The sequence below is a fragment of the Burkholderia sp. Bp9143 genome, from assembly GCF_003853645.1.
Classification (GTDB): Bacteria; Pseudomonadota; Gammaproteobacteria; order Burkholderiales; family Burkholderiaceae; genus Burkholderia.
The window spans coordinates 1-18,971 of sequence record NZ_QTPO01000056.1; the positions used below are offsets into that span (position 1 = coordinate 1).

At 68.9% G+C, this 18,971-nt stretch carries 14 protein-coding genes; 4 read left to right on the forward strand and 10 right to left on the reverse strand.

Annotated features, from left to right (window positions below; all coding sequences use genetic code 11):
* Positions 1 to 137: 137 nt before the first annotated feature.
* Both DIE23_RS32125 and DIE23_RS32130 read right to left on the reverse strand, forming a co-directional pair.
* Positions 138 to 863 (reverse strand): copper homeostasis protein CutC, encoded by a 726-nt coding sequence (locus DIE23_RS32125; RefSeq protein WP_124615971.1) that lies wholly within the window; start codon positions 861 to 863, stop codon positions 138 to 140.
* Between the two features lie 76 nt (positions 864 to 939).
* Positions 940 to 2,226 (reverse strand): EAL domain-containing protein, encoded by a 1,287-nt coding sequence (locus DIE23_RS32130; protein ID WP_124615973.1) that lies wholly within the window; start codon positions 2,224 to 2,226, stop codon positions 940 to 942.
* A 292-nt stretch (positions 2,227 to 2,518) separates the two neighbouring features.
* Here DIE23_RS32130 and DIE23_RS32135 point away from each other — a divergent pair, with 292 nt between their 5' ends.
* Positions 2,519 to 4,186 carry a Na+/H+ antiporter gene (locus tag DIE23_RS32135; protein WP_124615976.1) on the forward strand — a complete coding sequence of 556 codons (1,668 nt, stop codon included), beginning with the start codon at positions 2,519 to 2,521 and terminating at the stop codon, positions 4,184 to 4,186.
* Positions 4,187 to 4,274: 88 nt separating this feature from the next.
* On the opposite strand, the gene DIE23_RS32140 is transcribed toward DIE23_RS32135, so the two are convergent.
* Together DIE23_RS32140 and DIE23_RS32145 are read right to left on the reverse strand one after the other, a co-directional pair.
* Positions 4,275 to 7,847 carry an indolepyruvate ferredoxin oxidoreductase family protein gene (locus DIE23_RS32140; protein ID WP_124615978.1) on the reverse strand — a complete coding sequence of 1,191 codons (3,573 nt, stop codon included), beginning with the start codon at positions 7,845 to 7,847 and terminating at the stop codon, positions 4,275 to 4,277.
* A gap of 1,983 nt (positions 7,848 to 9,830) precedes the next feature.
* Positions 9,831 to 10,388, reverse strand: a complete 558-nt coding sequence (locus DIE23_RS32145) for a sugar O-acetyltransferase (protein WP_124615980.1) — start codon at positions 10,386 to 10,388, stop codon at positions 9,831 to 9,833.
* 470 nt (positions 10,389 to 10,858) lie between these two features.
* On the opposite strand from DIE23_RS32145, the gene DIE23_RS32150 reads away from it, so the two are divergent.
* Positions 10,859 to 11,473 (forward strand): glutathione S-transferase family protein, encoded by a 615-nt coding sequence (locus tag DIE23_RS32150; protein WP_124615982.1) that lies wholly within the window; start codon positions 10,859 to 10,861, stop codon positions 11,471 to 11,473.
* A gap of 74 nt (positions 11,474 to 11,547) precedes the next feature.
* Here the strand turns inward: DIE23_RS32150 and DIE23_RS32155 are convergent, their stop codons facing one another.
* Both DIE23_RS32155 and DIE23_RS32160 read right to left on the reverse strand, forming a co-directional pair.
* Entirely contained in the window at positions 11,548 to 12,516 is a 969-nt protein-coding gene (locus DIE23_RS32155) for an ion channel (RefSeq protein WP_124615983.1), read from the reverse strand.
* Positions 12,517 to 12,683: 167 nt separating this feature from the next.
* On the reverse strand, positions 12,684 to 13,703 hold the full coding sequence (locus DIE23_RS32160) for a sulfate ABC transporter substrate-binding protein (protein WP_124615985.1): 1,020 nt from the start codon (positions 13,701 to 13,703) through the stop codon (positions 12,684 to 12,686).
* Between the two features lie 452 nt (positions 13,704 to 14,155).
* Here DIE23_RS32160 and dapA point away from each other — a divergent pair, with 452 nt between their 5' ends.
* Positions 14,156 to 15,049 (forward strand): 4-hydroxy-tetrahydrodipicolinate synthase, encoded by an 894-nt coding sequence (gene dapA / locus DIE23_RS32170; protein WP_124615987.1) that lies wholly within the window; start codon positions 14,156 to 14,158, stop codon positions 15,047 to 15,049.
* A 55-nt stretch (positions 15,050 to 15,104) separates the two neighbouring features.
* On the opposite strand, the gene DIE23_RS32175 is transcribed toward dapA, so the two are convergent.
* The 3 genes from DIE23_RS32175 to DIE23_RS32185 all read right to left on the reverse strand — a co-directional run bounded on the left by DIE23_RS32175 (position 15,105) and on the right by DIE23_RS32185 (position 16,855).
* Positions 15,105 to 15,485 carry a type II toxin-antitoxin system VapC family toxin gene (locus tag DIE23_RS32175; protein ID WP_124615989.1) on the reverse strand — a complete coding sequence of 127 codons (381 nt, stop codon included), beginning with the start codon at positions 15,483 to 15,485 and terminating at the stop codon, positions 15,105 to 15,107.
* Positions 15,485 to 15,694, reverse strand: a complete 210-nt coding sequence (locus tag DIE23_RS32180) for a hypothetical protein (protein ID WP_124615991.1) — start codon at positions 15,692 to 15,694, stop codon at positions 15,485 to 15,487. Before DIE23_RS32180 ends, DIE23_RS32175 begins: the two co-directional genes overlap by 1 nt.
* A gap of 114 nt (positions 15,695 to 15,808) precedes the next feature.
* Positions 15,809 to 16,855 carry a LysR substrate-binding domain-containing protein gene (locus DIE23_RS32185; RefSeq protein ID WP_124615993.1) on the reverse strand — a complete coding sequence of 349 codons (1,047 nt, stop codon included), beginning with the start codon at positions 16,853 to 16,855 and terminating at the stop codon, positions 15,809 to 15,811.
* Positions 16,856 to 16,962: 107 nt separating this feature from the next.
* On the opposite strand from DIE23_RS32185, the gene DIE23_RS32190 reads away from it, so the two are divergent.
* Positions 16,963 to 18,219 (forward strand): MFS transporter, encoded by a 1,257-nt coding sequence (locus tag DIE23_RS32190; protein WP_124615995.1) that lies wholly within the window; start codon positions 16,963 to 16,965, stop codon positions 18,217 to 18,219.
* Positions 18,220 to 18,297: 78 nt separating this feature from the next.
* Here the strand turns inward: DIE23_RS32190 and DIE23_RS32195 are convergent, their stop codons facing one another.
* Positions 18,298 to 18,936 carry a glutathione S-transferase family protein gene (locus tag DIE23_RS32195; protein ID WP_124615997.1) on the reverse strand — a complete coding sequence of 213 codons (639 nt, stop codon included), beginning with the start codon at positions 18,934 to 18,936 and terminating at the stop codon, positions 18,298 to 18,300.
* Between the last annotated feature and the right edge of the window lie 35 nt (positions 18,937 to 18,971).

The following is an 18,971-nucleotide window of genomic DNA, read 5'->3' on the forward strand; positions in this document are numbered from 1 at the left end:
GCGGCCAGTCAGCAATCCTGACTCCAGAAAGACAAAACCCCACGCTTCGAAAAACGTGGGGTTCGTCAGCAGTCTGAGCCGGGGCATGCCCCGGCTTTTTTTCACCCGATTGCCGACGCGCGGCTGCAGCGTGCGCGTCACACGTGCGCCGCGGCACCGTCGATCGCCGCGCGCACGCGCTCGACGCGCTGTTCGTCGACGGGTGCCAGCACCTCGCCGCGCGGCCGCACGCCCGAGCCGAAATGCACCGCGCGCACGCCGGTGGCACGGACGAAATCGCCGACCGCGTCGATCGTGAGGCCCGAGCCGGCCAGCACCGTGCAGGTCGAGCCTGCCGCCTGCCGGACCAGCCGCGTGATCGTCGCGACCGCGTCGAGCACCGACGGATGGCCGCCCGAGGTCAGCACCGACGTGACGGCCGGCACGCGCAGCAGCGTGTCGAACGCGGCATTGAGGTCGCGCGACACGTCGAACGCGCGATGGAACGTCAGGTCGCGCCCGTCCGCGGCGGCCGCGATGCGGGCAAGCGCGTCGAGATCGACGTCGCCGCGCGCATCGAGCGCGCCGAACACGACACCGTTCGCGCCGGCCGCGACGGCCGCGCGCACGTCGCGTTCGATCACGCGCAGATCGTCGGCGTCATAGACGAACGCGCGGCTGTGCGGCCGCACGATCACGTTGACGGGGATCGCCACGGCGGCCACGACGGCCTCGATCAGGCCGACGCTCGGCGTGAGCCCGCCTTCGCTGATCGCGGTCACGAGTTCGAGCCGGTCGGCGCCCGCGCGGGCGGCGGCCTTCGCGTCGCCGACGGTGGTGGCGATCACTTCGAGGAGGACGGAGGAAGCGGCGGTTCGGTTCATCGGCGGCTCGCGAATCGTCAGGACAATTCGCGCATCCTAGCCGAGCGGCGTGAACCGCGCCAGCGCGACGCCGGTGCTATGCGGCGTCCGCAGCCTCGTCGATCCAGTCGATATCGCCGCACAGCACGTGCTGCGCATCGCCGATCCGCACCGCCACCGACAGCGTCACGCACGGCTGCGCCTCGTTGATCGACAGGTACGGGCGCGTCACCTGCACGCGTCCGGGCTCCGCGATCGCCGTGCGGAAATACGGCCGGCGCAGCCAGTTCGCGCCCTGCGCATCCGACAGCGGCGAAAATCGCGCCTCGGCGAGCGCGCGGTCCGCGCGCAGCACGACGTTGCGGCCGGCCTGGCGGCCCCGCGCGTCGAGCAGGAAGCAGCGTGCCGCGTCGTCGAGCGCGAGGAAGTTCCAGCACACCTCGTCGAGCGGCTCGCCGGCCGCCACCCGCTCGGCCGCGCGCTCGAATGCGCGCAGGTACGGCGCGAGCCGCTGCGCGTCGCGCCGCTCGCGCGCTTCGGTCTGCTGACGGAACCGCTCGGTCAGCTCGCCGATGCAGCCGGTCGCCGTCGCGCTGTCGGGAAGCCCGGGCGCCGGGCGGCCGAAGAAATAGCCCTGCACGAAATCGGCCTCGCACGACAGCGCGATCTGCGCGTCGTGCTCGGTCTCGATCCCCTCGACGAGCACGAGCTTGCCGGCCTCGTGCAGCAGCGTGACGAGCCCGTGCAGGATCGCGGTGAGCCCCGTGCGGTGCGCCGCGTGGGACAGCATGATCCGGTCGAGCTTCACGATGTCCGGGTTCAGCTGCCAGATCCGCTCGAGGTTCGAGTGACCGGCGCCGAAATCGTCGAGCGCGATCAGGAAACCCTGCGCGCGGAATTCGCGCACGGCGTCGGCGAGCCGCTCGATGTCTTCCGCGCGCTGTTCGAGCACTTCGAGCACGACGCGGCGCGGCGGCATGCCGATCCGCCTCAGGTTCGCGAGCAGCGCGGCAGCCTGGAACGGGTCGGTCAGCACGCCCGGATGCACGTTGAGGAACAGCCACTCGCGCTCAGCGCCGAGCAGCGTGAAGTTCTCGAGATGCAGCGCCTGCGCGAGCCGGTCGAGCTGCAGCAGCTCGCCCTGGCGCGCGGCCTCGCCGAACACGTCGAGCGGCGACACCGCGCGGTCGAGCGCGTCATGCGCGCGCAATAGCGCCTCGTACCCTACCGCACGCTGGTGCGACAGGCTGAAGATCGGCTGGAACACGGTCGTGAGCGTCAGGTCGCGATGCTGCGTCGCCAGGCGTTCGAGGCCGGAGCTCATCTCCCGCTCGAAACGATACGGCGATGCGGTGGCCGGACGCTCCTGTTGCACGATCGTCATGGCTCCCTCCTGGTGATGCAGCCGAACGCGGCGGGTGAACGGGACGGCGCGCGCAATGTCATGGTTGGAATCCTCGGTTGTCCGGCCGGTGCCGGACGGTACGCAAGCATCAAGCAATCTCCGTGCAAGCGCTGAACACGCGCGCCGCGCCTGCCTGCGGCGCCGCCGCACCAGCGTGGCGCAGGCCGGATGCACCGTTTGCGTGCATACGCACCGGCGCACTCGAACGCACCCGTCACGCCGTCACGCTAAACTCCGTACGGTCGTTTCATTCTCCACAATTGCCGTATCGATGGAAATCGTCTTCACCGTCCTGATCCTGCTGCTGACCGTCGCGCTGTCCGGCGCGGTCACGCGCATCCTGCCGTTGCAATTGCCGCTGCCGCTGATGCAGATCGCGTTCGGCGCGATGCTCGCGTGGCCGAAGCTGAACCTGCACGTCACGTTCGATCCCGAAATCTTCATGCTGCTGTTCATTCCGCCGCTGCTGTTCGCGGACGGCTGGCGGATTCCGAAACGCGAGCTGTACCTGCAGCGCCGCGCGATCCTGATGCTCGCGTTCGGGCTCGTGTTCATGACGGTACTCGCAGTCGGTTACTTCGCGCACTGGCTGATACCCGAGTTGCCGCTGCCGATCGCGTTCGCGCTCGCGGCCGTGCTGTCGCCCACCGACGCGGTCGCGCTGTCGGGCATCGCCGGCAAGGGCAGGATTCCGCCACAGCTGATGCACATCCTCGAAGGCGAGGCGCTGATGAACGACGCGTCTGGCCTCGTCGCGCTGAAGTTCGCGGTCGCGGCGGCGCTCACGGGCATGTTCTCGCTGCGCGCCGCGTCGGTCACGTTCGTGATCGTCGCCGCCGGCGGGCTCGCGACGGGCGCGATCGTGTCGTGGGTGTTCAGCGCGCTGTCGACGCGCTTCCTGAACGCCGAGCAGGAAGGCGATCCGGCCCCCGGCATCGTGATGACACTGCTCGTGCCGTTTGCCGCCTATCTGTTCGCCGAGCACCTCGAGCTGTCGGGCGTGCTCGCGGCCGTGTCTGCCGGGATGATGATGAATTACACGAGCTTCTCCCGCAAAAGCACCGTCGCGTCGCGCGTGCGGGCCGAAAGCACGTGGGCGATGATCGAGTTCGTGTTCAACGGCATGGTGTTCATCATGCTCGGGCTGCAGCTGCCGCACATCATCGGCCGCGCGCTCGTCGACGCGCACCACACGAGCGACGCGCTCGTCGGCCGGATGATCTTCAACGTGTGCGCGATGATGCTCGCGCTGTATGCGATCCGCTTCCTGTGGGTCTGGCTGCTGCGCTGGATCGCAAGCCGCCGCGCCGCCCGCCACGGCCTCGCGGGCACGATGGCCGGCGTGCGCACGATCGCGGTGATGACGGTCGGCGGCGTGCGCGGCGCGGTCACGCTCGCGGGCGTGCTGTCGATCCCGGTCGCGCTGTCCGACGGCGCGCCGCTGCCCGGGCGCGACACCGCGATCTTCATCGCATCGGCGGTGATCCTCGGTTCGCTGATCGTCGCGGTGATCGGCCTGCCGCTGCTGCTGCGCGGCGTGCGCTCGACGCGCAACCCGCTCGCCGACGAGGAGCGCACCGCGCGCGCGGCCGCCGCGCAGGCCGCGATCCGCGCGATCGACTCGTCGCACGACGCGATCTCGGCCGATCTCGACGAATCGGGCGCCGCGCGCTGCGCGGACATCTCCGCGCGCGTGATGGACCAGTACCGCCGCCGCCTCTCCGCGCTCGCCGAAGACGGCCCGACACCGCGCGCGCAAGCGAAGCAGACCGAGACGATGGAGCTGCAGATGCGGATCGCGGCGGTGCGCGCGGAACGGTCGGTGCTGTACCGGCTGCGCAGCGAAAGCAGGATTTCCGACGAGACGCTGACGAAGCTGATCCGCGAGATCGACCTGTCGGAAACGGCGCTGTCGACGCGCAAGAAAGGGATCATCTGAGCGGCCGCGCCGCGGCGCGACTGCACGGCTTCCCGATAAAAAACGGCGACGCGCGAGCGTCGCCGTTTTCACATCCGCGCGGTTCGCGCTACTTCGCGACGACGACCGGAATCCCCTTCAGCATCCCCGCGCCCTTCATCTCGTCGAGCGCGTGCTGCACGGCCGCGCTCGTCGCCGCGTCGATGCCGAGTTGCAGCGCGAGCTCGCGCTCCGCACGCTTCACGCCCGCGAGGTTGCGCACCTTCACGTGACCGAAGCCGCGCACGCGGGCATGCAGGTCGGCCAGCTGCGTGACCTGCACCGCATTGCCGGCGGTCGTCGCGGCGAACGCACGCGTGAGCGTCGTCTCGTAGTCGTCCGCCAGCGCGCGCTCCATCCTGCGCTCGGCCGTGCGGCCGAACGGATCGAGCCACGTGCCGCGCAGGCCGCGCACGCGCGCGAGCGTGCCGAGCACCGGCCACATCCACTGGCCGAACACGCGCTTCTTCGGCACGCTGCCGTCGCGGCCGGCCTTCGCGACCGTCGGCGGCGCCAGGTTGAACTTCACGCGATAGTCCTGCCCCGGCACGCCTTCGAACTGCGCTTCGAGCGCCGTGCGGAACGCGCCATCCGCGTACAGCCGTGCCACCTCGTATTCGTCCTTCACCGCGAGCAGCCGGTAGAAGGTCGTCGCGACCGCGCGCGTCAGCGCATCGTCGCCCTTCGCACGCGCCGCGTTCACCAGCGCGCGGTAGCGCTCGACGTAACGTGCGCCGCCGTATGCGTCGAGCCGCGCTTCGCGATCGGCGATCAGTTCGGCGAGCGTCTCCGGCACAACCTGCACGGCCACCGCGTGACGCGCGTTCCACAACGCGTCGAGGCCCGCCGCGTCGCCGGCCGCCATCCGGCCGATCGCGAACGCGAGCTTGTTCATCGGCACCGCGACGTTGTTCAGTTCGATCGCGCGCATCATCGCGGCGAGCGACACCGGCACGAGGCCGAGCTGCCACGCGTAGCCGAGCATCAGGATGTTCGCGCCGATCGGGTCGCCGAGGAATTTCGCGGCGAGCGCCTGCGCGTCGCAGCTCGACAGGTAGCCGTCGCCGGCCGCGTGATGCATCTTCTCGAGCAGCGCATCCGCGTGCAGGTTCGCGTCGGGGTTCTGCACGAACGACGCGTTCGGAATCCGGTGCGTGTTGACGACGATCCGCGTGCGCTCGTGGCGCACCGTCTGCAGCGCCTCGGCGCTCGCGCCGACGACCATGTCGCACGCGAGCAGCACGTCGGCCTGCTGCGTGTCGATGCGCACCTGGTTCAGCCAGCGGTCGCTCGACGCGATCCGCACGAACGACAGCACCGAGCCGCCCTTCTGCGCGAAACCCATGAAGTCGAGCACCGACGCGCTCTTGCCTTCGAGGTGCGCGGCCATGCTGATCAGCGCGCCGACCGTCACGACGCCCGTGCCGCCCACGCCCGTCACGAGCATGTCGTACGGCGCCGCGTCGAGATGCGTCGCGGGCACCGGCAACGCGTCGACGCGCGCGGCGAGCGCCGCCTCGTCGAACGCCGCGCCCGCGGCCTTCTTCAGCGCCGCGCCTTCGACCGTCACGAAGCTCGGGCAGAAGCCGTTCACGCACGAGTAGTCCTTGTTGCACGACGACTGGTCGATGCGGCGCTTGCGGCCGAGCGGCGTCTCGAGCGGCTCGACCGACAGGCAGTTCGACTGCACGCCGCAGTCGCCACAGCCTTCGCACACCGCGTCGTTGATGAACAGGCGCTTGTCCGGGTCGGGGAACTCGCCCTTCTTGCGGCGGCGACGCTTCTCGGCCGCGCAGGTCTGGTCGTAGATCAGCACGGTGACGCCCGGCGTCTCGCGCAGTTCGCGCTGCACCGTGTCGAGTTCGCTGCGGTGATGGAACGTCGTGCCCGGCGGGAACTGCCCGTGATGGCCGTCGTACTTCTCCGGTTCGTCGGACACCACGACGAAGCGCGACACGCCTTCCGCCTCGACCTGCCGCGCGATCTGCGGCACCGAGATGCTGCCGTCGACCGGCTGGCCGCCCGTCATCGCGACCGCGTCGTTGTAGAGGATCTTGTACGTGATGTTCGCCTTCGCGGCGACCGCCTGGCGGATCGCGAGGATGCCCGAGTGGAAGTAGGTGCCGTCGCCGAGGTTCTGGAACACGTGCTTGGTGTTGGTGAACATCGCGTGCGCGGCCCAGTCGACGCCCTCGCCGCCCATCTGGATCAGGCCCGTCGTGTCGCGGTCCATCCACGACGCCATGAAGTGGCAGCCGATGCCAGCCTGCGCGATCGAGCCTTCCGGCACCTTCGTCGACGTGTTGTGCGGGCAGCCCGAGCAGAAGTACGGCGTGCGCTTCACCGCATCCGCCTCGTTCGACAGGATCTGCGGCGCGACGAGATCGACGACGCGTTCGCGGCGATCGAGCGCCGGCTTGTGCCGCGCGAGCCATGCGGCGAACACCGGCAGGATCCGCGACGGCCGCAGTTCGCCGAGTTCGGACAGCAGGCAGGCGCCCTGCTCGTCGTGCTTGCCGAGCACGCGCGGGCGCGCGCCGTCCGCGCGGTTGTACAGGTAGTCCTTGATCTGCTGTTCGATGACGGGGCCCTTTTCCTCGATCACCAGCACTTCGGCGAGCCCGTCGACGAAGGTCTCGATGCGCGTCATCTCGAGCGGATACGACAGGCCGACCTTGTAGATCCGCACGCCGGCCGCGTCGAGATCGGCGACCGTCAGGTCGAGCCGGCGCAGCGCTTCCATCAGGTCGAGGTGCGCCTTGCCGCAGGTGACGATGCCGACGTTCGCCTGCGCGCTCGGCGCGATCCACTTGTCGATGCTGTTGGTGCGCGCGAAATGGCGCACCGCGTCGAGCTTCGCGGCGAGGCGCGCCTCGATCGTGAGGCTCGGCAGGTCGGGCCAGCGGTTGTGCAGGCCGCCCGTCGGCGGCGTGAAGCCCGCCGGCGCCGGCCAGTGCGTCTGCAGCGCGTCGAGATCGACGGTCGAGCCCGACTCGACGGTCTCCGAGATCGCCTTGAAGCCGACCCATGCGCCCGAGTAGCGCGACAGCGCCCAGCCGTACAGGCCGAACTCGAGCATGTCGGCGATGTTCGACGGGTTCACGACCGGCATGTGCCACGCGATCATCGCGAAGTCGCTCTGGTGCGGCATCGACGACGACACGCAGCCATGGTCGTCGCCCGCCACCACCAGCACGCCGCCGTGCGGCGACGAACCGTATGCGTTGCCGTGCTTCAGCGCGTCGCCGGCGCGGTCGACACCGGGGCCCTTGCCGTACCACATCGCGTACACGCCATCGACGGTGCGCTCCGGGTCGGCCTCGACGCGCTGCGTGCCGAGCACGGCGGTGCCACCGAGTTCCTCGTTGATCGCGGGCAGGAAGCGCACGCCGCTGCCGTCGAGCAGTTTCTGCGCCTTCCACAGCTGCTGGTCGACCATCCCGAGCGGCGAGCCGCGATAGCCGCTGACGAAGCCGGCCGTGTTCAGGCCCTGCGCGGTGTCGGACGCGCGCTGCATCAGCAGCAGCCGGACCAGCGCCTGCGTGCCGGTCAGGAAGATCCGGCCGCGCGTGGCGGTCAGGTTGTCGGTCAGGCGGTAGTCGGATAGAGCGGGCGTGCCGTCGATGGGCAGGCGGGCGGTCATGGGGATGTCTCCTGATTGTGTGTTCTGGGCCGCGCATCGGGGCGTCGGGCGACGCCGGCCGGCGGCGGCTGGATGGCTCTATTTTTTCGCGGAGACACGAGAAAGTTTTTTCTCATCTTGCTCGGGCGACGCTGGAGTGAGAAAAACTGCGCAGGTTTTGACGGGGAATTGAGAGAGTTCTCGCGCGGGGTGATGGGCGGCTGTTGGGGGTGTGTCGGGGTGGGCTGGCCGGTTGCCTCGAAAAGGCGGGGATGCGCGGGTGGCGGACCGCGGGTGCGACAGCGGGCGCTCGCAGGCCGCCGTGCGACAAGGGTTTGGGCGGCGGAACGGGCGCGTCCTCACCCATGGAATGCACAGCGTTCGGATTGGTCGCGGGTGCCGGATGTCCACACCGCAGGGGCTGCGGGCGAAGCGGGCGGGTGCCCTCACCGGTCGATTGCACAGGGTTTCGAGTGGCGTCTGGGGGCGGATGTCCACACCGCGATCGGTCCGCGGTTCGAGCGGATGCCGACGCTCACCATTGAAATCCACAGCGCGACGAGTCGATGTCGGCGGGAGATATCCACACCATCGGATCCCCACCCAGCCGATGCGACGTTCGCCCTCACCTTTCTGATGCACAGGATTGCGAGTCGATTCGGCGGCGCGATATCCACACCGTTGTCCGCCATCGCGACGCTCCGGCGCGTCGGTCCGGCCGTCGGGGCGACGCAGGATAGCGCGTGTTCGGCGGGCGCGCGCCGGGTGCAGGCTTCAGTATGGATGGGCGTCCGTCTGCAAGCCCTCGCGGGGCTTTGGGGTTCATCGGTGCATGCCGTTGCGCAGCCGAACGAAGTGCCGGTACGGGTGTGGATATCGCCGCCATCAGACACTCAAAACCCTGTGAATTTCGATGGTGAGCGCCGGCACGCGATTGAAGCAGGATGCCGATTCGGGTGTGGATAGCCGGACCCGCGACGACTCGAAACACTGTGAATTTCTACGGTGAGCGACGACACCCGATCGAACGAGAGCGCCAACTCGGGCGCGAACAGCCCGATCAACGACAACTCAAAACGCTGTGAATTCCAACGGTGAGCGACGGCACGGCGATCGAGCGAGGACGCCGCTTCGGGTGTGGATGGCCCGATCCACGACCATTCAAGACGCGGCGGAATTCAACGGTGAACGTCGGCACGGCATCGCATGAAGGCGCTGAATCAGGCATGGACAGCGACGCCCGCAACCACGCGCAGGCCCATGCGTCCGGATTCGCGCAGACGCGGCCGAGCAGCACCCACGGGCCCTCACCACTGGAATACACAGCACGTCGACTGGTTCCGGCGACCGGATATCCACATCGCGGCACGCGATCGAATGGAACGCGCGATCGCGAGTGCGGTTAGAATGCGCGACCCTCGAAGCCGCGCCGACGATCGGGAACGAGCACGCAAGCCGACACCCGGTTTGGCCGGGGCCGACGCTCACTGTCCCAATACACAGCGCTTCGAGTGAATTCCGCGGCAGGATATCCACACCGCGATATGCGTGCGGATCTATCGCCGATCGGCGCGCGCCGTTAGAATGCGCGTCGCGCCGAATCTCGCGCGACGCCCGGAAGTCCGCGCCAGGCAAGCCCCACGCGCAATCGGACGTCAGCACTCACCCTTCGAAAGCACAGCATTTTTCGTCGTTGGGAACCCCGGTTGTCCACACCCCGCATTGCGCATCCGGCCGCGTGCGGTCACCCTCACCGGTGAAAAGCACAGCGTGCCGAGTGGTTTGGCGGCCAGGATATCCACAACCGATACTGCGCGTAAATTTACCGCTAGCGCATCGGCAACGTCGGTTCGCGCATCTCCCGCGATCGGCGTCAAATGCCGGGAAGCCCTGTAGATTCGGCCTCCGGGCGGGCGCTCACCGCTCCTGTTCACAGCATTTCGAGTGAGCGGAAAGGCCGGTTGTCCACATGCGCTCCGCAGCGGATGGCGCACGCAAATGCCTTCACTCGGCAATCGAACGGATGATCCGCGCCGGGTTTCCGCCGACCAAGGTATTCGGCGGAACGTCGCGCGTCACGACGGCACCCGCGCCGACCACCGAGTTCTCGCCGATCGTCACACCGCCGATGATCGTCGCGCCCGCGCCGATCCACACGTTGTTCCCGATCACGATCGGCCGGGCGACGACGGCATCGCGCCGGCGGGACGGCTCGACCGGATGGCCCGACGTGATGAGGCTGACGTTCGGCCCGATCATCACGTCGTCGCCGATATCGAGGCCGCCGAGGTCATAGAACGTGCAGTTCTGGTTGACGAACACGTTGCGGCCGATCCGCGTATCGGCGCCGCCCGTCGCGTAGAACGGCGGGATCAGCAGAAAGCCGTCGTCAATCGGTTTCCCGATCAGTTCTCCGAACAATGCTCGGACTTCATCCGCATCGTCGAACGTCAGACGGTTGAGCCTCGCGGTGATCGCCATCGTCCGCTTGAGCTCGCCGCGCATCGCGGCCGATTCCGGTGTGCGCCGGGGAATGATCGTGGTGCGATCGTCGTTCGCCATTCGTTACCGTTCTCCGTGCGCGATCGAACCGGCGCGCGGCGCATCACGCAGCGCCTGACTCGCCGAACGCGATCGCATCGCCTTGAATTCAATCGTTCGGTCGACCCGCGCGGGGCGACCCGGTTTCCGCATTTCGTGCCCCGTCGACGACCATCGTCCGGGTTCGTGCAGCCGGCCACAGACGTTGCTGCAAAGCCGGCGGAACAGTGCTGTCGCGCCGTTTCAACCGAGCATTCATATGCCAACTCTCAACTAGTCAGCGTATAACTAGTTAATTCATGAACTTCTGCCACACCTGGCTTTGCAGGAAATTCGCCACCCGTCCGCATCCGGCCGAACACGCACAACCCGCGCCCCGTCACCGGGCCAGGATCCATCGCTTCCACCGTCCGCCCCTGTCCGAACCTGCCCCGCTCGGGTACGCTTGAGCATCCACCGAACCGACACGCACACCCAAACGCGGAGGCGCGATGAAGCTCTACTACTGGCCGAAGACCCGGGCATTCCGGGCGCTGTGGATGCTGGAGGAAATCGGCGCCGTCTACGAACTCGTGCCGATCGACTTGCGGTCGCACGAACAGGGCAGCGACGCGTTCGTCCAGGTCAATCCGATGGCCAAGCTGCCCGCGCTCGACGACGGCGGCGAACCGTTCGCCGAATCCGGCGCCGTGCTGCTCTATCTCGCCGATCGCTGCCCGGGTGCCGGGCTCGGCATCGCGCCGGACGATCCGCTGCGCGGCCGCTTCCTGCAGTGGATGTTCTTCACGCCCACCTGCCTCGAGCCGGCGATGGCCGAGAAATTCACCGGCGCGTCGGGCAATCCGGTCGCCTTCGGCTGGGGCAACATCACGCGCGTGCAGCGTGCGCTCGCGCAAACGCTCGCCCAAAGCCGCTGGCTCGTCGGCGATCACTTCACCGCGGCCGACCTGCTGCTCGCCAGCACGCTGAAGATCGCGTTCGACGCACACCTGCTGCCGCACGAAGGCGTGCTCGGCGACTATGTCGCGCGCGCCGAGGATCGCGATGGCTACCGCCGCGCGGTCGCGGTCGAACAGCGCGAAGCGGCGCGTCTGCTGCATCCGTGACGCGTGAACGGCACGGCATTCGGTCGCGGCAGCCGCGCCCGAATGCCGGCGCCCGGGCGCGCCGGACGCCGACGTCATGCAGCCGGCCCGGGGGCCTGCGCGGCCGGACCGGCGTCGACCACCACGCCCGGCGAACCGCGTTCGTCGCTGTCGGCGTCGACCGGCACGACCTCGTGAAAGTGCGTGTAGTCGATGTGCGTGATGCCGCCCTCGTCGTGCATCAGGTCGACATAGCGGTGACGCCAGCGGATATCCGCATGCGCCCATGAGTAGCGCGCCTGCATGACCTGCGCGGTCGTCTCGTCGGAGCCCTCGATCGTGATCAGCAGCGACGCGTCGCGCGCGGCGAGCGATTCCGCCGTCTCGCCGAACAGCGGGCTCGTTTCGTCGATCACGTGCATCAGGTTCCAGCCGAGCAGGAAGATCGGATGCTCGCTGCGCACGAGCGGCAGGTCATGAATCTTGCGCAGCGTATAACCCTCGTGCGTGCCTTCGACGCGCATCAGCCGCAGTTTCGCCTGCGCTTCGGCGATCACGTTCTGGCGCGCATTCGCGGCACGCACCATCAGCGTCATCCGCCCGTTCAGCGGACGCACGATCGCGTAACGCGCGAACAGGATCTTCGCTTGCGGCCGGGAAAACCGCGCGAACACGAGGCCGGTCGCCAGCGCGATGCCCGACATCCCGATGAAGATCTCGAAGGTCGAGACGAGGTGCGCGTAGACGGTCTGCGGATGCATGTCGCCATAGCCGACCGTCGCGAGCGTCTCGACGCTGAAGAAGAACGCGCCGGCGAACCCGGCCGGCGACTGGTTCGCGATCGGCGCCTGGCCGAGCAGGTAGAGCGTCGCGAAGCCGCCGTTGAGCAGCAGGAACAGCAGCGCGAGCGACAGGAAGAATACGGGCCAGCTCACCGTCAGTGCACGGTGATAGAGATCGCGCCAGCCGAGCGGCGGCATCCCGTAGGCGATCACGGGGCGGGTGCCCGACCAGAGCTTGCGGCCACGGCCGCGGGAGGCTGGAGAGGACGAATCGACGTTCATCGCGCGAGGCCGGAAGCAGGGAGTCAAAGAGCGTAGCACGCGAAGGCGGCGGGCGGGAATGCGCGGCGATGCAGAGCGGGCCTGCGCACGCGGCGCAAAAAAAACCGGCCGCATGGGCGGCCGGCTTCGCGGTGATCCTGCGAGCACGCGCGCGGCGGGCGGCGCGTTTACTTGCGGTCGACGATCACGCGGTCGAATGTGCCGCCGTCGGCGAAATGGGTCTTCTGCGCGTTCGCCCAGCTGCCGAAAACCTGCTCGACGCTGAACGTCTTCAGCGGCTTGAACTCGGCCGCGTGCTTCTTCAACACGTTCGCATCGCGCGGGCGCAGATGGTGCTGCGCGATGATCTCCTGCGCCTGCGGCGTGTACAGGTAGTCGAGGTACGCCTGCGCGACCTTGCGCGTGCCCTTCTTGTCGGCAACCTTGTCGACGACGGCGACGGGCGGCTCCGCGAGGATGCTCGCCGACGGGTACACGGCGTCGAATTCCGCACCCGACGCGCCCGTGTCCATCAGCGCGACTTCGTTCTCGAACGTGACGAGCACGTCGCCGATGCCGCGCTGCGTGAAGGTCGTCGTCGCGCCGCGGCCGCCCGAGTCCAGCACCGGCACGTTGCGGAAGATCGCCTTCTCGAAGTCGAGCGCCTGCTGGTCGGTCGCACCCTTCTGCTTCTGATAGCCCCACGCGGCGAGGTACGCGTAGCGGCCGTTGCCCGACGTCTTCGGGTTCGCGATGATCACCTGCACGCCCGGCTTCGCGAGATCGCTCCAGTCCTTGATCGCCTTCGGATTGCCCTTGCGCACGAGGAACACCATCGTCGTCGAGTACGGCGAGCTGCTGTCGGGGAAGCGCGCGCGCCAGTCCTTCGGCAGCAACTGGCCGCGCTCGGCGAGCAGGTCGATGTCGTTCGGCTGGTTCATCGTCACGACGTCGGCCTGCAGCCCCTGCAGCACCGACAACGCCTGCGCGCTCGATGCGCCGTGCGACTGCTTGATCGTCACCGTTTCGCCCGTCTGCTGCTTGTACGCGGCGGCGAAGCGCGTGTTGATGTCCTTGTACAGCTCGCGCGTGACGTCGTAAGACACGTTCAGGATCGACGTGTCCGCATGCGCGGCCGTCGCCGCCACGACCAGCGCCGCCGCGGTGCCCGTGTGCAGCCAGCGGCCGATTCCCTTGATGCTTGCCATCGTGATATGCCCCGTTTCCAGTGGTGGTGAATGTGCGTGACGGCACGCGTACGCGCTGTCATCGAAACGTAAGCGGGCATTCTAGCGGCCGGGCGCCGCGCGCTTTCCAATCTGTCGTGCAAAGCAAATCTCGAATCCTGCTAAACGGCGCGCGCCGCTCGCGTGCGCGCCGGATCCGGTGTTAAGATCGCCGCTCAGCCCTTTTCACGGTTCATTCATGTCCGCTGCCCTGCGCTCGCCCTCGATCCTTGCCGCCATCGCGGCAGGTGCGTGCGCGGCCGGGCTGAAACTGAAAAAACGACTCCTCGACTGACGGGGACGTCGCGTCCCGTCAGGCGAATGCCGGACGGGATGCCCGCAGGTCGTTTCATTCTCCTTGCTCGCACGCCTCGCTCCGGCACACCGCCGACGGAACGGTTCCTTCCCACTCCGTTTCCACCATGAGGCTTTGCATGAACACACGTTTCGAAGGTATCTGGCTGCCGCTCATCACGCCGTTCCACGACGGCGCGGTCGACCGCGACGCACTCGCGCGGCTCGCGCGTCGCTATGCGGCGGCGGGCATCGCCGGTTTCGTCGCGGGCGCGACGACCGGTGAAGGCGTGCTGCTCGACGCGCGCGAACAGGACGCCGTGTTCGCCACGCTGCGCGATGCGGTGCCCGGCCTGCCGATCGTCGTCGGGCTCACCGCGAGCGCGACGCACTTCGCGGCCGCCCGCGCACGCGAACTCGCCGCGCTGCGGCCCGACGGGCTGCTCGTCACGCCGCCCGTCTATGTTCGGCCGACGCAGGACGGGATCCGCCGCCATGTCGAGGCGATCGTCGACGCGGCCGACCTGCCCGTCCTCGTCTACAACATTCCGTACCGCACCGGCGTGAACGTCGAACTGGAGACGCTGCAGGCGCTCGCGCGCGATCCGCGCGTCGCGGGCATCAAGGAGTGCGGCGGGACGCTCGACCGGATGAGCCGGCTCGTGCACGACACGCCGCTCGCGATCCTCTCCGGCGACGACAACCAGAACTTCGCCGCGCTGTGTGCCGGCGCGCATGGCGCGATCGCCAGCAGCGCGCACGTGCTGCCCGAATGGCACGTGCGCATCCACGCGCTGCTGCGCGACGGCCGGCTCGCCGACGCGCGACGGCTGTCGGTCGCGCTGCAGCCGCTCGTCGCGGCGCTGTTCGCGGAGCCGAATCCGGCGCCGGTGAAGGCGGTGCTGGCTGCGCAGGGGTGGTGCGAGGACGGGTTGCGGTTGCCGTTCGTGCCGGCAAGCGAGGGATTGCGGGAGAGGCTGGGGGCAATTCTTGCCGGGCTCGGCGAAATTGCGCAGGACACCGCTGCAGCATAGGCAGCCAAGCAACGCGCGGCTCGGACAACAGGCAAATCTTTGCCGCCAGATTGTTTCAAACCGTCAGAACGAGAGACAGGCCGTAGCGTGCAAGCTGGGCGTCGGCCGTCACGAGTTGCAGCGGTTCATGCCGAGCCTGCGCGACGAGCAAGCGATCGAACGGATCGCGATGGTGATGCGGCAAATCACGCACTGCGGCCCCATGCACGGCGCGAACCGGTAGTTCGCGCACCCCGCTTGTGCCGATCGAGCAGATCAATCTGCCCATGTCGATGTCGAGCTTCCCGAGGCCGGCCTTGATGGCGGCCTCCCAGATACTCGCGCTGCTGACAAAGCGTTCGTCGGCTGCGGAGATCAGTTTGCGCGCCCGCGCGCTGAGCTTCGGATCGTTGGTCACGATCCATAAAAAGATGTGCGTCTCGAGCAACAGGCGCATCAGCGTCCCTCGAATGCGTCCAGCAGATAATCCGGCAGCGGTGCGTCGAAGTCATCTGCGATCCAGGCCTGACCTTGCAGGACTCCAAATCGAACGGGCAGCTTCGCCGGCCCGACGGAATCGACGGGAGTCCCGTCAGCCGGACTCGAAACGTCGCCCCGTTGCGATGGATCGATCGAAATGCCGTTGGGCAGGTTCGTGCTTTGCATGATGACCTCCGTCTCAGGTGTCCATCACTGTAGTCTGGTTCGCCCGATCGCTCCATTCGGCCAATCGGGAGAGGGGGGTCGACGCACCCCGAGCCGCTGATCCGGAACGTTTCGTTACGCCGCCAGCACCACCACCTCCCCCGCCGTCGCGTCCCGTACAGCCTGCGTGACGATCCGCGCGAGCCGCTCGACGGTCGGCGTCGCCGACGACGTCCGCCGCAGCAGCATCAGCGGCAGGCTCGGCAGTGCCGGCAGCCCGGACGACGCCGCGTCGAGCACGCGCACCGACGCGGGCAGCCCGTAGTGCGAGCGCACCGTCAGCCCGAGGCCGGCCGCCGCCGCGGCCCACAGCCCGGCCAGGCTCGGCGTCGTGAACGCGACGCGCCACGGCACGCCCGCGCGGTCGAGCGCATCGGTCGCCGCGCCGAAGAAGCGGCACGGCCGGTCGAACACGACGAGCGGCAGCGGCTCGCCCGATGCGCGTAGCGCACGCAGACGCGCGGCGCCGTCGTCGGTCGGATCCGCCTGTCCGCCGCCCTCCGGCATGCCGTAGCCGCCCGCGCCGACCGCCGCGATCCACTGCATCGGCACCTGCGCGATCGCGTCGCTGTCGATGCCCGCGCGCGACACCAGCGTCGCCGACGCCGGATCGCCCCAGACGAGCGCGAGATCGAGCTGGTTCGCGTCGAGCCGCTCGAGCAACTCGGCATTGCGCGCGACGCGCGCCTCGATCCTCACCTTCGGATGCGCACGCGCGAAACGCCCGAGCACGTCGGGCAGGATCGCCTCGCCGAAGTCCTCCTGCAGGCCGACCCGCACCCAGCCGTCGAGATTCACGCCGCGCACGGCCGCGGCCGCTTCGTCGTTCAGCTCGATCATCCGCCGCGCATAGCGCAGCATCGCATCGCCGGCGTCGGTCAGCGCGAGCCCGCGCCCGGCCTTCACGAACAGCGGCGTGCCGGCCTGTTCCTCGAGCTTGCGGATCTGCGCACTCACCGCCGACGACGAACGCGCGACGCGATCGGCGGCCTTCGCGAAGCTGCCGAGATCCACGCCCGCGACCAGGCTGCGCAACGCCGCGACGTCGAAGTTCGGCCGGGCCAGCGTGGCGTCGGGTGCCGCGAGCGACGCCGCGCCGTGGGCATTGTCGTGTCCGGACATCTCAACCATCCCGTTTTATCGAACGATTCATCAAAAACTTTCCGATTTTCAGGATGAATGTAGGTCGCCACACTGGCGATGTCAATTTCCAAACGGGCCCTGCCGCCATGGATACCTCCTGCCTCGCTTCCCCGCCCTCGCCCGCGCGCGACGCGCGCGGCCCGGCCCATCGCTGGCGCGTGCTCGCGGCCGGCGTCGCCGCGAACATGAGTTTTTCCGCTGCCGCCGCCGGCATTCCGACCACCGCCGTGTGGATGCGCTCGGCCTATCACCTCGACAACGGCGCGCTCGGCCTCGTGCTCGGCGCGCTCGGCTTCGGCGTCGCACTGTCGGAGCTGCCTTGGGGGATCGCCGCCGACCGCTTCGGCGATCGCCGCGTGCTGCTCACCGGCCTCGTCGCGACCGCCGCGATGCTGGCGCTGATGGTGGCCGCGATCGTCCCGACCGCGCACGCGGTGCCGCCGCTCATGCGCGTCGTCGCGGCGATGTGCTGCGTCGGCCTGCTCGGCGGCAGCGTGAACGGATCGAGCGGACGCGCGGTGATGCGCTGGTTCGGCGAGCGCGAACGCGGGCTCGCGATGAGCATCCGCCAGACGGCCGTGCCGCTCGGCGGCGGCATCGGCGCGGCGCTGCTGCCGTCGCTCGCGTCGCACGCGGGCTTCGCCGCGGTATACGGCGCGCTGATGCTGCTGTGTGCCGGATCGGCCGCGCTGACGTGGCGCTGGCTGCACGAACCGCCCGACGCGCCGGCCGCCGCACGCCGCCCGGTCGGGCAGCAACCGCCGGCCGCGGCCGCGCGCAGCCCCCTTGCGAGCGGCCGCGTCTGGCGCATCGTGCTCGGCATCGGCGCGCTGTGTGCGCCGCAGTTCGCGGTGCTCACCTTCGCGACCGTGTTCCTGCACGACTTCGGCCGGCTCGGCCTCGCCGGCATCAGCGCGGCGATGGTCGCGCTGCAGCTCGGCGCCATGGTGATGCGCGTGTGGAGCGGCCGCCATACCGACCGGCACGGCAACCGGCGTGCGTACCTGCGCGGGTCGGTCTGCGTCGCGGCCGGATCGTTCGCGCTGCTCGCGGCCGCGACCGCCGGCAGCCCGCACGTGCCGCTCGCCGCGATCGTCGCGATCCTCGTGTTCGCCGGCATCTGCGTGTCGGCCTGGCACGGCGTCGCATACACCGAACTCGCGACGCTCGCCGGCGCGAACCACGCAGGCACCGCGCTCGGGATGGCGAACACGATCGTCTATCTCGGGCTGTTCGCGACGCCGCTCGCGATTCCGCCGCTGCTCGCCGTCAGTTCGTGGAGCGTGGTCTGGCTCGCGGCCGCGCTGATCGCAGGCGCGACCTGGCCGCTGTTTGCGCGATAGCGAGCCATCGCGCGGAACACGCGGACGTCGCCGCTCATGCCGCACACGCCGCGACGGCCGCGCAACGGCCGCGCACCGTCATGCCGTCTCGCGCGCCAGCGCGCGCCGCGCGGCCGGCCGCCCGGCCTCGCGCTGCGCATGCGCGGTCCACGCGGGATGCCGCGTCATGTCGAGCCCGATCGCGACGCCCCAGCGATACAGCACCAGCAGGAACGGATCGACGATCGAATGGCCACCCGGCTCGGCCCACGTGCGGCCGTCGGCGAGCGCGGCTTCGATCGTTGCGTTCGCGGCATCGATCAGCTCGCGCCCGTGCGCGCTGATCGCACCGTGCAGCGCAGGATCCCCAACGAAGCGCCCCGGCCGCCACAGCATGCCGTAGCCGACGCCGTGCACCCAGCCGACCAGCCAGGCGAGCCATTCGTGACAGCGCGCCTCGCGCAGCGGATCGTCGAGCGGCAGCAACTGCGCATCCGGATGGCGGCGCGCGAGATACGTGAGGATCGCGGGCGTTTCGGTCAGCATGCGCGGCTCGCCCGGAATCGCGAGCACGGGCACGCGCGCCTTCGGGTTGATCGCGAGATAGCGCGCGCCGAGGTTCTGCTGCTCGCGCACGGACACGATCTCGACGTCGAACGGCGCGCCGGTTTCCTCGAGCGCGATGTGGGTGGCGAGCGAACACGCGCCCGGCGAAAGATAGAGACGATATGCGTTCATGATGGCGTTGCCCGGCGGGCCTGTCGAAAAACGGA